Raw genomic sequence first — 13,862 nt, 5'->3', positions numbered from 1 at the left:
ATATGGAGCCTCTTGTTAGCATTGTAACGCCTTGTTATAATGGTGAATTATATGTGGGACGTTTTATAGAGTCGATTTTAAATCAAACATATCCTAATTTAGAGCTGATCCTGATAAATGATGGTTCAACAGATAAAACAGAGGAGGTTGTGAATTCCTATCGGCAAAAACTTGAGAAGAGAGGAATACGATTTATTTATCAATATCAGGAGAATGCAGGACAGGCAGCAGCATTGAATCGGGGACTTAAGTTGTTTACAGGAGAGTATTTGACTTGGCCGGATTCAGATGATGAGATTATGCCTGAATTTATTGAAAAGAAAGTACAATTTCTTCAAAATAATCCTCAATATGTTTACTGCTATGGAAAAGCAATTGAAGTAAAAGAGGAAGAGCCAGATAAAATAGTTGCTGTTTATGAAAAAAGAAAGAAAAGTGGAAGGTATGATTATTTTGAAGATATTCTCTTTGTGAAAGATATATTTTTCCCTGGCCATTTGGTAAAGGCTTCGGTTTTTGATTCTATAATTCCTAATCGTGAAATATATACCGGAGAAGGTGGTCAGAATGCACAAATACTTCTTCCTTTCAGTTGGTACTATGGAGAACCGGGATATGTAGAAGAGTCTGTTTACAAATATTATGTACGAAATAACAGTCATTCGCATAGTAAAAATACAAGTGAAAAGCTTATTAAGCAGTTGTATGATTATGAGAATATTTTAGTGGCTACATTGAATAAAATTTCTGATAACAAAATTTTCCCATATATTCTTAATATAAAGAAATACTATGCCAAATTGCGATTTGGTAATGCAATAGATACAAAGAAACCTAAATTGATAAAAAATTCTTTTTATGAATTAATAAAAGTAAGAGGAGTCACAATGCGGCATATTGCATTGTACATAAAATATGCAAATAAAATCATCCGTAAAATGTTCCGTATTGAGGGATAAACATGTATACATTTATTTATAATCTATATTTTTATTTAAAAAGAAAGCAAAAAAAAAGAAGAGAAAATGCTAAAAAACCGTTGCAAATAACACAAAAAATAATTGATCGGATAGAGTGGTTTTACAATATCATAGTGCGAGACTGGTATATGAAGCATCCGATAAGGAGGAACGGAATTAATCAGACAAAAAGAAAAGAGAATATTATTGTTTCTCTGACTTCTTATCCAAAACGGATTGGAACCGTTTGGCTTACAATAGAAACATTATTGAGGCAGAGTGTGAAACCAGATGAGATAATCCTTTGGCTGGCACAAGAACAGTTCAAAAGTATAGATGTTTTGCCTCGGGAATTGATAGAACTTCAAAAATGTGGATTAACGATTCGATTTTGTGATGATTTGCGAAGTCATAAAAAGTATTATTATGTGATGCAAGAATATCCTGAAGATATTATTATTCTTGTGGATGATGATATGTTCTATCCACGAGATACAATAAAAAAATTAATGCAGATGCATAAAAAATATCCATATGATATTTGTACTATGACTGCACAGGCTATAAAGCCATCATTTGAATCAAAACCTTCTATGTGGAGAAATCCTAAACTGGATGAAAAATTTGAACATTCGGATGAAATTCAGATTTTTACAGGAAGTGGCTCTCTTTATCCACCACATTCTTTGGATGAAGAGGTTTTTAATAAAGAATTAATTAAAAAAATATGTCCTCATGCAGATGACTTGTGGTTAACTTTTATGGCTAAGAGGAACCGAACAAAGATAACTGCTAAATTTCCATGGCGTGCATTTCCTGTTATAATATATGGAACGGCTGAAGGAAGTTTGTGGTATATAAATGCAGAAGATGGACAAAACGATATACAGTGGTCTAAAATGTTAGAATATTATTGGATAAAATAGAAATTAAGATTAGTATAAAAGAGAAATAAAAATGTTAACAAAAGGAATTATTACAATTGCAACGGGAAATGAAAGATATTATAAAATGGCACTAAATTTGTTATATTCGGTGAGGATTTCCAATCCTGAAATGAAGATGGCAATAATTACAGATAAACAGAATTTGTGTACAAATGAATTTGATGATGTTGTGATTTTGGAGGAACCGCACAAATCTTATTTAGATAAACTAGATTTGTTAATTCGGTGTCCATACGATGAAAATATTTTTATAGATGCAGATTCGCTAGTATTTTCAAATATAGATTATCTTTGGAAATATTTTGACAATGGATCAGATTTTTCTTGTCTAGGTGAAAAATTACCATTATCTTCAAAAGATGGTTTTTTTGATTATGAGGGGGCGGGAAAATATAAAGACGAAATCAACTACATTACGAGATTACATGGCGGGCTATATTATGTTCGTAAGAGTAGATTTTGCGAAGAGTTTTGGGAATTGTGTATGGAATTAAAGGCGAATTATTCGAATTATACATTTAAGATGTTTAAGGAACCTGCAGATGAACCTATTATTGCGTTAGCATGTGCGATAAAAAATGTAGAACTTATTCCTAATATAAATGATATATGTTTTTATCCGATTGTAAAAAAGGTAAATGCTAATATTGTGAAAAGAAAATTAGTTTATGAAATGGATAATAAAAGCTATCATGCAACAATATTACATTTCGGAAATTATAATACGGAGAAAGCGTTATATTTGTATCAGAAAGAAAAAATATATACAATATATAAAGGGGAAAACAGTCTGTGGGAAAGTTTTGGTTTGAATATAAAGTATTTTTATTATTTATGGAGAGATTATTTTGGAGACAGTAGCAAAATCAAAAATACAATTTATATAATATCTCCCAAATGTATAAAACAAATATATGATACTCTAAAAAATCATTTTAGAAAGTGAGAAGACGATGAGTGCTTATTCAGTTATTGTTCCAGTCTATAATTCTGAAAAAACATTAAAATATTGCATTGAGTCTATTTTAAATCAAACAATAGATGATTTGGAACTAATTTTAGTAGATGATGGTTCTACAGATGCGAGTGGTGTTATTTGTGATGACTATATGAAGAAAGATAATAGAATAAAAGTTTTTCATCAGTCTAATAAAGGAGTGTCGGCAGCAAGAAATAGGGGATTGGAAGAAGCAAAAGGAAAGTGGATCGTTTTTGTAGGTAGTGATGATTTTGTGGATTCAAAATTCCTTGAAATATACGGAAATAGAGATGCGGATTTATTAATTGTAGGGTTTAGAAGATATGATTTAAATGGTAAAGTAAAAGATGAATATATAAGAAAAAATCAAAGGATAAATTTGACAAATCAAAGAGAAATTATAAGAGTATTGAAAGAGAGTTATGTTGCCCATGTCTGGAATAAAAGATTTTGTAGAAATATTATAAAAAAAATGGGATTTTTTTTAATGAATGCTTCAATTATGGGGAAGATTTACTTTTTATAACAAATTATATAAAAGAGATAAAGAACTTGGAATTTATAGATAAAGTTACATATAATTGGTGTGAAAATGATAAAAAATCATTGAGCAAAGTGGGAGAACAAGAATGGATAAATAAGTATGCAGAACTAATAAAAGAATTACTTAATATTTTTGACAAAAATAAAGAGGTGCAAGATTATTTATTAGATACATTTTGGTGGACGATGGAGCTAAAAATAAATAGCATATGTAATTCTAACATGAGGATGTGCGACATTAAAAAGATGATATATGATATTGTAAATAATTCTATATTTAAATTATGTTTGAGAGAAAACAAAACACATGTGGGGAGAATGTTAAGAAAATGCTTTCAAAAAAATATAATATGGGGGATTATTATTAAATATAGAAGATTTAAGTTGTGAATACTTAAACAATAATAGAGGTATAAATTATGATGAAGTGGAAAGAAATCAATGTTATAAAATATTTGTATTTTAATTATTTCTGCAAGAATATAGTGCGGAAAAATAATGGAAAAATAATTCCTTATAAAAACGTGATACTTGATTTAGAAAAAAACTCTAGGATTTATATAGAAAATGGAAGTGTTGAAATAGGAGCTAATAAGTTAAGAAATTCAAAGGCGGAGACTTATATTAGACTTAGAGAAAATGCAGTTTGGAAAATCCAAGAAGGGTGTGAAATTTCTTATGGGTCAACAATAGAAATTCTCAGAAATGCAGTTTTAAGTAGCCAATATTTTACTATGAATAGTAATAGTACAATAATCGTTGCTGAAAAAATTGAATTAGGACAAGATGTTATGATTGGACGAAATGTTGTGATTTATGACAGTGATTATCATCAGATATTGGATGAAGAAGGAAAAGTTACCAATTTGCCTGCTCCCGTGGTAATCGAAGATCATGTTTGGATTGCAACAAATGTGCTCGTTTTAAAAGGTGTGACAATTGGGGAAGGGAGTATAGTTGGAGCTAATACAACAGTAAATAAAAATACAGGGAAACATGTAAAATTAGGCACAGAGTATAAAATGTTGAAAAAAGAAAATTATGGTAATTGGAATAGAAAAAATCCGAGAGATGAGTAAATAGAAAAAGGAGTAAGGAATGGAATCAAAACCGCTGTATAGTGTGATTATACCAGTATATAATGTAGAAAAAAATATAGGTAGATGTATTGAGTCTGTTTTAAAACAATCATGTGGTGATTTTGAACTTCTATTGATTGACGATGGTTCTTCTGATAGAAGCTGGACTATATGTGAGAAGTATCAGAAAAAAGATTCTAGAATAATAACTATACATCAAGAAAATCAAGGTGTATCAATAGCGAGAAATATAGGACTAGATAAAGCAAGAGGAAAATATATAGTATTTATTGACAGTGATGATTTTGTGGAAAGTGATTTATTATATAAGTTAGATCAATTTGATGTTGACTTAGTATTGGTAGGGTTTAGTGATTATTTAAAAGATAAAGTAACGAAAGTAATTTTAGATAAAAATGAAAGATGGACAATAGATTCTGACGAAGGAATTCGAAAGTTTCTTGATAAAAAAAGCTCTGTATTTGTGTGGGGGAAAAGATATAAAAAAAGTATTATAGATAAATACCATATAAGGTTTAGAAGTGATATGAAATTTAGTGAAGATATTATTTTCAATAATGATTATATACTTCACACACAAACTGTTATAAATATTGAATGGTCAGGATATTATCATTGTCAATATGAATCTACAACATTGTCATCAGTAGCAGAAAAAACCTCTTTTATTGAGCGGACAAGATGGAGAAAAATTTCCTATGAACAATTTGATGGACATGAAAGTGTACAAGCGATTTATGCATTACAAATGTTGTATTTTAGCGAGAAAGAAATTAGCTCATTATCTAATGGAAAAGAAAGTTTTTATTTAAAATATAAATCTATTAAAAAAATTGTTACGGATGAATTTTTTCAAATTTGTTTAAGGTTTTTCCCGGATACATTTTCTATTGAAATGCGTTTTTTATACAAATATCGTTTAATTGTTCTTTTGTTGTTAAAGTATAAATATAAGAATTTTTATAAATCAAGTAGAAACTAATAATTTCAATGTGAAACAATATAAGAGAAAAAGATGAATGAAAAAAAATTTAGTATTATAATTCCTGTTTATAATATTGAAACGGTTATAAGTAGATGTATTGAATCAATATTAAATCAAACACTAGATGGGTTTGAGTTGATTTTAATTAATGATGGATCTCTAGATGGAAGTGGAAAAATATGTGATGCTTATCAAAAAAAAGATTCTAGAGTAAAAGTGATACATCAAAAAAACAGTGGAGTTTCAAATGCTAGAAATTCGGGATTAAAGATAGCAAGTGGTAAATACATAATTTTTATTGATGGTGATGATTATATAGAGAAGGAATATTTAGAAAGAATATGTAATTCGGAATGTGATTTAGTAATTACAGGGCGAACGGTTAGAGATGCAGATGGGGAAATTTTAGAATATAATAAATCTTCTGGAAATAATGTTATTAATGCGAATACAATTGAAGATTTATTTAAAAAAAATATATTAAATTGTTGTTATGCAAAACGGTTTACTAGAGATATTATTGTGAAAAATAATATTAGGTTTAATGAAGATTTAAAAGTAATTGAAGATACTGTTTTTGTGGTTGAGTATATACAGCATTGTAAGAATGTAAAACTGATAGATAATTGTGATTATCAGTATGTGCGGTATGGCGAAAACACTTTGAGTTCTAGACCAATTAATGTCGAATTAATTGAGAATATCGAAAAAGCAAATGCTTTCATTGAGAATAGATTATTTCAGATATTAGGAGATGGTATTAAAAAGGTGATGGTAAAACGAATGTCAGAATTGTATAAAGGAATTATTTTTCAAATGATTAATGATTCTAATAGATATTCATATAGTACTATAAAAAAGTTGTTTAAAAAAGAATACTTTAGAAATATGTTGAATAATTCAGACAGCGTTTTTGAAGATGAAAGTGAAAAATTTCGTAAACTGATGAAAGCAAAATCACCATTCTTATTTTGGCTATTTTTAATATCAACAAAGTAAAATTTTGAATATATGAAGAGAGGTTGAAGTTGAATTTATTTAATCAATCATTAAAAGAGTTAGTATCTGTTATCATCCCAGTATATAATACAGAAAATTTTTTAGAAGAATGTTTAGATTCTGTATGTACTCAGACTTATGATAAGCTTGAAATTATATTAGTTAATGATGGATCAACAGATTATTCGGAGCAAATATGTAATGAATATGCTGGAAAAGATAATCGGATAAAAGTTATAAATAAAAAAAATACGGGTATATCAGACACGAGAAACGTTGGAATATGCAGTTCACATGGTAATTGGTTAGTTTTTCTAGATAGTGATGATGTTTTACGTGATGATGCTATCGAAGTATTATATCGAACAGCCAAGTATAAAGGAACTAAAATGGTTGTTGGTGACTACCAGGAATTTGATACATATGTTAATTTTGAGAATGATAGAAATTTTAATGTTGAAGTGTTGTCTGTAGAAGATGCATTAGAGGAACTATTAATAAAGCAGCCGGGAAGATGGGTAACGACGTGGGCAAAAATATATGATCGGAATTTATTTGAAGAAATTCGGTTCCCAGTAGGGCGAATATATGAGGATACTTATGTTATGCATCTATTGCTTGAAAAAGCTGGGCGTATTGCAAAATTAGATTATAAATTATATTGTTATCGACAGTCGTCAAATAGCATTATGGGAGTATATGGTTTTAATAAGATTGATGATTTATATACTGCGTATCTTTTAAGAATGGATTTCTTAAGAGAACATAACTACTTGGCTTTATATCAGCAACAAAAAGATTTGTTAGAATGGAGACTACATCATAAGTATATGGAAGCCAATAATATAGAGAAAAAAGAATGGTGTAAAATTTACAGAAAATATTATCGCAGTAATTTTGGGACTTTTACATGGAAATACAGAATAATTGGATTTGCAAATTGTATATTGCATAAAATGTAAAAGATATTACTTGGAGAAAAGGAGATAAAGGATTAGATGGAACAGACATGGACAACAGTGATTCGGCCCAAGAATAGATTATTTGATCTTAAATTAAGAGAATTATGGCAATATCGGGACTTAATTGTTATGTTTGTAAAGCGTGATTTTAAGACGATGTACAAGCAGACAATTTTAGGACCACTTTGGATTGTCATTAATCCTATATTGACGACATTAATGCAGGTGCTTGTCTTTGGAAATATTGCGGATATTTCAACAGATGGTATGCCGCAGTTTTTATTTTATATGGCAGGTAATACGATGTGGCTGTATTTTTCCAGCTGTCTTACCAAGACTTCTACTACATTTACTGCAAATGCTGCGGTGTTTGGCAAAGTATATTTCCCGAGGTTAGTAACACCAATATCAATTGTTATATCGGGCCTGATATCATTCGGAGTGCAATTTGCCATTTTTTTGGTTACAGATATTTATTACACGGTAAATGGAATGATACATCCCGGTCTTTTGGTTTTGATTACCCCACTTCTTGTGATAGAATTAGCGCTTCTCGGTATGGGATGTGGAATTATCATTTCAGCATTAACGACAAAATATAGAGATCTTGCGGTATTAGTTACATTTGGGGTGCAGCTTTGGATGTATGGAAGTGCGATTATCTTTCCGGTGTCATCTTTGCCAGAAAAATGGGCGCATCTGCTTATGTTGAATCCGGTTGTTCCGATAGTGGAAGCTTTTCGGTATGCATATACAGGTCATGGCACATTTTCAGTAAAATATCTAGGGATTAGTGCTATTGTGACATTAGTGATATTATTTGTCGGAATTGTGATTTTTAATAAAGTTGAAAAGACATTTATGGATACGGTTTAATAATAAGGACGGATAAAAAGATGAGTAACGAACTTGTGTTAAAGGTAGAAAATGTGAAGAAAAGATATCGTCTTGGAGTTATTGGTGGCGGAACCCTTCAGGGCGATTTGCAGAGTTGGTGGGCTCGTATAAGAGGAAAAGAAGATCCGAATACAAAGATAGGAACCAACATAGACACAAAAAAGGGAACATTTATGGCTCTGAATGGCATTAACTTTACTGTGAAAAAGGGAGACCGTCTCGGAATTATTGGTGGAAATGGGGCCGGAAAATCTACAACGCTGAAGATTCTTTCCCGTGTTACTGCACCAACTGAAGGAACGGTGTATATTAATGGGAGAATCAGCAGTATGCTCGAAGTTGGGACAGGCTTTCATCCAGAATTGACAGGGCGTGAGAATATTTACCTGAATGGTGCGATTTTGGGAATGAGCAAGGAAGAAGTTGACCGGAAGATGGAAGACATCATTGAGTTTTCAGAATGTCGTCAGTTTATCGATACTCCCGTAAAAAGATATTCTTCAGGAATGTATGTAAAATTAGCGTTTGCAGTTGCGGCACACCTGGATTCGGAAATACTGATTATGGATGAAGTCCTGGCAGTTGGAGATATGAAGTTTCAGCAGAAATGCCTGAAAAAAATGACATCTCTGGCAGAGGAAGAGGGACGTACGATTCTATATGTTAGTCATAATATGGCTACCATAAGCCAGTTGTGTAATCGGTGTCTTGTGCTTCAAAAAGGTGAAGTGATCTATGATGGCGATACCTCAGAAGCAATTAAGATATATTTAGATAATGGAATTGATTCCGAAGTATACCGCGATTATACAGAATATAAGCGCCCAGATTGGCTTAGAGCAAATGACATGAGGATTGAAACGGCCTGTTTTGTAGAAAAGGAAAGTAATACATTCATTGACCAGGAAAAATTCCATTTGAAATTCACATGGAAAAATAAGAAAGATATATCCAATCTATGTATGCGATGGGAGATCCTTACGGAGGAAGGGGGCTCTGTGGGAACAGCATTAGCTGAAGAGTTCTATTCAGGAACAGCAGGAGAGAAAGCAGAGATAGAATTAGAATTTGATTTGCCAGGTATTGTTCCGGGAAATTATAATTCATTTATAACGTTTTATTATCGGGATGAATATGGAAACAATATGAATGTTGATTGTGTTCCGGGGTTAGCATTTACAAAAGAATTAATTAATGAGCAGCAAATAAAGTGGGATGATAGACATTGGGGATATGTTCGATTTCCAGATGCAAAGTGGGAATAATAGAGAATAGAAATCGATGAAAAATAATAATCAAAAGAAAATACTAGGGGGATTTTACAAAAGCCGATTTTAAAGCAATTCAAGGAATAGCTATTTTATTTATGGTAATGCTTCACTTATTCTGCAGAAAAGAGAGTTTACCATATCATACAAGTATGATGATTAAAGGCATACCGCTGGTATATTACCTGGCTTTATGGGGGGGAATCGGTGTGTAGCATTATATTGCTTTTGTGCAGGTTATGCGAGTTATCTGACACAAGAAGGTAAGTCTAGGCAGGAATATTGGAAATCTACAGGGAAAAGATTAAAAAAATTGATGATGAATTATTGGATAATCGTAATATTATTTTCCTGCATAGGGGCAATATTTGATTCTTCTGGAAATATTCCGGGAAGTTTGGCTCGATTTTTAAAGAACTTTTTCTTGATTGATACATCTTATAATGGAGCGTGGTGGTTCATGCTCATATATTTGATGATGACTGCTTTATCAGGAGTATTGTATCATATATGTAAGAAATGGAATCCATTGTTAATTATTTTTGGTGCAGGTTTTTTCTATTTAGTAGCATATATGATTCGATTTGAGAAATTAAATATTACATGCAATAATGCTGTGGGTATATGGATGATTTCAAAGGTTGCATTATTCGGAACTTCTCTGTTGCCATATATTATAGGAATGTTGTGTTACCGACTCAAGGTTATTACTATTTTGCGCAGTTTAGCGGAAAAATGTACAGTCACACAAAGGAGAGTAGGGGGTGTTATAATTCTCGTAGGCTGCATCGCTGTCCACGCAATAGAAGAATCGTTAATTCTAGCACCAATATTTGCGATGGTTACGGTAGGTTGTGCAGCGGTTGGATTAGATACATTGAATGGAAAGATATCCCGGTTTTTCGTGTTTATGGGAGAGCATTCTTTGAATATCTGGCTAATACATATGTTCTTTTATGCGTATATTTTTAACAATTTAGTATATCGTATGGTATATCCACCGCTTATTTACATTTTCATGTTTGCTATATGTGTAGGGATGTCATATATTATAAAAAGTATTACTGGACTATTAGGATTAATAGAGAGAAGAATGATTTATAGTAGAGGTAACTAAGGACACATAGAAGGAGGTGTTCCCATGAATAAGATATTCCGCTATGAAAAGGACCTTGTGGATACATTTCGGAAAATACACGCATCTAGAAGGAGCACCTTACTGATTGATGAGATGAAGATCCGCTGGGGTAATATTGATTTAGTTGAGATAAGTAACACCGCATTGCCATTTTCGAAGGAACAGTGTCAAGTTCTTAGTAAACCGTCTTGTGCTAAGATATTTATGCGTCTTAAGAATAAGAGATTGCTGTCAAAGGAGAAGTTATTTGTCGGTCTGGGTGTGAGTGAATCTACTTTTCATAAAGCAATGTCGGAGATGATAAGGGAGAGGCTGGTCATTCGGGAGGGTAATAATTATCGTAGGAATGTTAATTTTGTATTTCCGAAGGTTATTATTACAGGATACGAAGCAAAATTGACAGACTATAGCAAAGCGCTGTACCAGGCGAGAATGAATAAAGAGTATGTAGATTATAGTTATATGGTTTTTCCGATGGATGTTGCTGAGAACATTGCAAAGAAGCATGGTGAGACGTTAGTTTCCTTTAATCTGGGATTGATTGGAGTCTCACAGGAGAAGGTAAAGGTGTATATCAGACCACGAAAGAATGAATCTATGAAGCCATATATTCGTCTGATGAATCTTGTGATTTCAAGTGAAGCTTATAAAGAAGAAGCCGCATCGTAGCGGCTTCTTCTTAGATTAAGGAGATTCGTTTTTTGAAGGTCTCAATGGCCATGATCCAGGAGTCTAGATGTTTGGATCCTGCTTTGATCCGATTATAAGTCTCTCGGTCATCAGATAGTGAATCGAGAATCTCATTGTACAATTCTTTGGCATAAGCGATCTCGGATAATACAAATGATATTTTTTGTGGTAAGCTATGGCAGAGATTTACCTTGTCGATGAAGATGGAAAGAGATTGCCAGTATTGCTGTTCGAGATCTACGAAAGATATAGTATCTTGGTCTTCAACCATGTATTCGTCAATGTCACAATCTGAAAGTAATTCTTCGATATCAATCGTTTCGCTAATTATATTAAGGTTATCGAAAGTAATATAAGTGAGAAGTGGAAGACTGGCGTATCGTTTCTTCCTTCGTCCTGTGCTTTCGATTTCCTCAAAACGGTCTCTGCTGAATTTTCGGATATTATTGAACCAGCCGCTTGCCACATACTCACAGTCAAGCATGGCGAATAATATGGAATTTAAAAAGGTATATCCAACCATAATATCAAAACCAGCATTTTTAAGCGAATAGATAAAATATAGAATATTTGCCAGGTTCTGGGCATCCATATATTCATAGTCTTTTTCTTCTGTTTTTTCATGACAAATTGAGAAATATATTCCCTCTTTATGGTCGATATTATCGATAAGATCTTCAATCATCTCATCAACATCTGATTTGCTATGAAAAAAATTATTGGAAATTAGTAAGGTCAAATAATATTTTTCAAAGGCGTAAGTTTCATAGCAATATTCATATATGTCAATAGAATAGTCAAAGTGCCAATCCAGATTTTGAATAAAGAATCCCGGAGTGATCAGAGAATCTGAAAGAAGTGCAGAGTTCTCAGCATGCATATCCAGGTAATTCATTAGCTCAGGGGTCTGCTTTCTCCAGTCACGCCGTGTGATATTCTTTGGGTAGCAGATGCCTTCTTCTAGATGCTTAAATATCTTACCCTCAAAAGTGGAATAATATAGTTGAGGATCAAGAAATGTAGTTTCAGGTGATAGGAAAGAGCTGTTGTTATAATATTTTTTAATGGATTCAAGATTTTCTTCTCTTGGAGAGAATATTACACCGGATAAGTATTGATTGGTGATGGCGTTATCCATCTTCTTCCCTTTTGCGGTGCCGTGTTGAGCCAATAATTTTGTCATGGTTATATTCCCTCCTTTAATACGTTCATTGCCTCTTGAAAACTGGAGACATCACTAAAACGATAAGCTTTATCTGGCTGTAATAATTTCCGAATGATAATAAATAATTGTTGATTGGTCTCTGATTCATCAATGTGCTTGAAAAAGATGTCCTCTAATTCTCGGTCGAATTTGTGTATGATATCTTCATGCGGGTGAGCTGGATTCTTGGCAATATAATATGCCAGTGGATTTATTCCAGACACGATCTCAAAAGCGATTAATCCAAGTGAGTACAGATCACTGGTAAAGTCTGCATATACAGCATGTCCCCAATACTGTTCAGGAGAGGCGTATGCACGCTTTCCCATGACATATCCAAGTTCTGTGGTGTTTCTGCTGATAATTTTCACCACTCCTGGATCGATCACAACAAATTGATGATTGCTTATCATAATGTTGTCGGGAGAAAGGTCGCGGTGTACAATCCCATTTTTTACAAACTTCTCTATGATGTTGGACATTTTGAATAAGAAATCTATCGCAAAAGTGGTTCTATCGTCATTGGAAATGGATGATTTCAAATAGTCTTCAAGCGTGATTCCGTTTATCGCCTCTTCTATTAGTAGGCCATAAAAGTGTGAGTGAATTAAAAGATTCTCCTTTACCGCGAATATTCTGGGGAATCCAATATCCTCTTCCAAACAAACTTGTACATATCGTGTAAAAGAACGTTTCTGATAATAAAACATGTCTGAGACACTGCCGATATCGTCCATAAAGTCATCTGCATCAGCGAGTTGATCAATGACATCTTCTGGTTGTTGACAAGAATGAATATCGATACTGGGAGGAATAGAGATGTTCTTGAAAAAATCAAAAAATTTGGCAATATATATAGGAGTGCCGGTTTCGTCATAGATGAAATAACTAGTTGACTGTCCGCGTTGATTAGGATTGGGCCTAATGCTAAAATGAGTTTCCCATAGATCTTGGGATTGTAATAGATGTTGAATTTCTTTGATTTGTGTCATACGTCACATCCTTTGCAAAATAAACGCAATGATATAATTTCAACACAGAGAATTAAGAAACCGTAAGAATTGTTATAATTATGATAACATGTTGGTTTATAAGAATGCAATATGTAAAAGTAAGAAGAAAGTTGGTGTTGGAAGATATAGTATTTCTTAAAGTAATATGCTACAATCTATTCATAGGATTCCTCTGCCA

15 protein-coding genes are annotated in these 13,862 nt (G+C 32.4%); 13 read left to right on the top strand and 2 right to left on the bottom strand.

All coding sequences use genetic code 11. The features are described from left to right. Nucleotides 1-2: 2 nt before the first annotated feature. The 13 genes from ACQRD1_RS13440 (at nucleotide 3) to ACQRD1_RS13380 (ending at nucleotide 11,446) form a co-directional block, all read left to right on the top strand. The gene (locus ACQRD1_RS13440) at nucleotides 3-959 is read left to right on the top strand and encodes a glycosyltransferase family 2 protein (protein WP_427787803.1); all 957 of its coding nucleotides are present in this window, start codon (nucleotides 3-5) and stop codon (nucleotides 957-959) included. Nucleotides 960-961: 2 nt separating this feature from the next. Continuing rightward, nucleotides 962-1,885 (top strand): glycosyltransferase, encoded by a 924-nt coding sequence (locus ACQRD1_RS13435; RefSeq protein ID WP_427787801.1) that lies wholly within the window; start codon nucleotides 962-964, stop codon nucleotides 1,883-1,885. Between the two features lie 31 nt (nucleotides 1,886-1,916). Beyond that, the gene (locus ACQRD1_RS13430; protein WP_427787799.1) at nucleotides 1,917-2,852 is read left to right on the top strand and encodes a hypothetical protein; all 936 of its coding nucleotides are present in this window, start codon (nucleotides 1,917-1,919) and stop codon (nucleotides 2,850-2,852) included. Nucleotides 2,853-2,859: 7 nt separating this feature from the next. Beyond that, on the top strand, nucleotides 2,860-3,411 hold the full coding sequence (locus tag ACQRD1_RS13425) for a glycosyltransferase family 2 protein (RefSeq protein WP_427787797.1): 552 nt from the start codon (nucleotides 2,860-2,862) through the stop codon (nucleotides 3,409-3,411). Between the two features lie 26 nt (nucleotides 3,412-3,437). Further along, complete coding sequence (locus ACQRD1_RS13420) at nucleotides 3,438-3,818, top strand: hypothetical protein (RefSeq protein WP_427787796.1); 381 nt, start codon at nucleotides 3,438-3,440, stop codon at nucleotides 3,816-3,818. A 29-nt stretch (nucleotides 3,819-3,847) separates the two neighbouring features. Continuing rightward, nucleotides 3,848-4,507 carry an acyltransferase gene (locus tag ACQRD1_RS13415; protein WP_427787794.1) on the top strand — a complete coding sequence of 220 codons (660 nt, stop codon included), beginning with the start codon at nucleotides 3,848-3,850 and terminating at the stop codon, nucleotides 4,505-4,507. Between the two features lie 19 nt (nucleotides 4,508-4,526). Beyond that, nucleotides 4,527-5,510: a glycosyltransferase family 2 protein gene (locus tag ACQRD1_RS13410; RefSeq protein WP_427787793.1), complete on the top strand. Its 984-nt coding sequence runs from the start codon at nucleotides 4,527-4,529 to the stop codon at nucleotides 5,508-5,510. 33 nt (nucleotides 5,511-5,543) lie between these two features. Further along, nucleotides 5,544-6,512, top strand: coding sequence for a glycosyltransferase family 2 protein (locus ACQRD1_RS13405; RefSeq protein WP_427787791.1), 969 nt, complete (start codon nucleotides 5,544-5,546; stop codon nucleotides 6,510-6,512). 29 nt (nucleotides 6,513-6,541) lie between these two features. Continuing rightward, a complete protein-coding gene (locus ACQRD1_RS13400) occupies nucleotides 6,542-7,474 on the top strand; it encodes a glycosyltransferase family 2 protein (RefSeq protein ID WP_427787789.1) in 933 nt (310 codons plus the stop codon). A 36-nt stretch (nucleotides 7,475-7,510) separates the two neighbouring features. Beyond that, nucleotides 7,511-8,350, top strand: coding sequence for an ABC transporter permease (locus ACQRD1_RS13395; protein WP_427787787.1), 840 nt, complete (start codon nucleotides 7,511-7,513; stop codon nucleotides 8,348-8,350). Between the two features lie 20 nt (nucleotides 8,351-8,370). After that, nucleotides 8,371-9,636, top strand: coding sequence for a polysaccharide ABC transporter ATP-binding protein (locus tag ACQRD1_RS13390; protein ID WP_427787786.1), 1,266 nt, complete (start codon nucleotides 8,371-8,373; stop codon nucleotides 9,634-9,636). 196 nt (nucleotides 9,637-9,832) lie between these two features. Beyond that, a complete protein-coding gene (locus ACQRD1_RS13385; RefSeq protein ID WP_427787784.1) occupies nucleotides 9,833-10,756 on the top strand; it encodes an acyltransferase family protein in 924 nt (307 codons plus the stop codon). Between the two features lie 24 nt (nucleotides 10,757-10,780). After that, nucleotides 10,781-11,446 carry a hypothetical protein gene (locus ACQRD1_RS13380; protein WP_427787782.1) on the top strand — a complete coding sequence of 222 codons (666 nt, stop codon included), beginning with the start codon at nucleotides 10,781-10,783 and terminating at the stop codon, nucleotides 11,444-11,446. Nucleotides 11,447-11,456: 10 nt separating this feature from the next. On the opposite strand, the gene ACQRD1_RS13375 is transcribed toward ACQRD1_RS13380, so the two are convergent. Together ACQRD1_RS13375 and ACQRD1_RS13370 are read right to left on the bottom strand one after the other, a co-directional pair. Further along, complete coding sequence (locus tag ACQRD1_RS13375; RefSeq protein ID WP_427787781.1) at nucleotides 11,457-12,650, bottom strand: hypothetical protein; 1,194 nt, start codon at nucleotides 12,648-12,650, stop codon at nucleotides 11,457-11,459. 2 nt (nucleotides 12,651-12,652) lie between these two features. Then, nucleotides 12,653-13,663, bottom strand: a complete 1,011-nt coding sequence (locus tag ACQRD1_RS13370; protein ID WP_427787780.1) for a serine/threonine protein kinase — start codon at nucleotides 13,661-13,663, stop codon at nucleotides 12,653-12,655. Nucleotides 13,664-13,862 lie beyond the last annotated feature (199 nt).

Source organism: Bariatricus sp. SGI.019 (genome assembly GCF_050315235.1).
GTDB lineage: Bacteria > Bacillota > Clostridia > Lachnospirales > Lachnospiraceae > JAFBIX01.
Note: the sequence above shows the minus strand (reverse complement) of the source record. Positions and strands in the feature narration are given on the sequence as shown.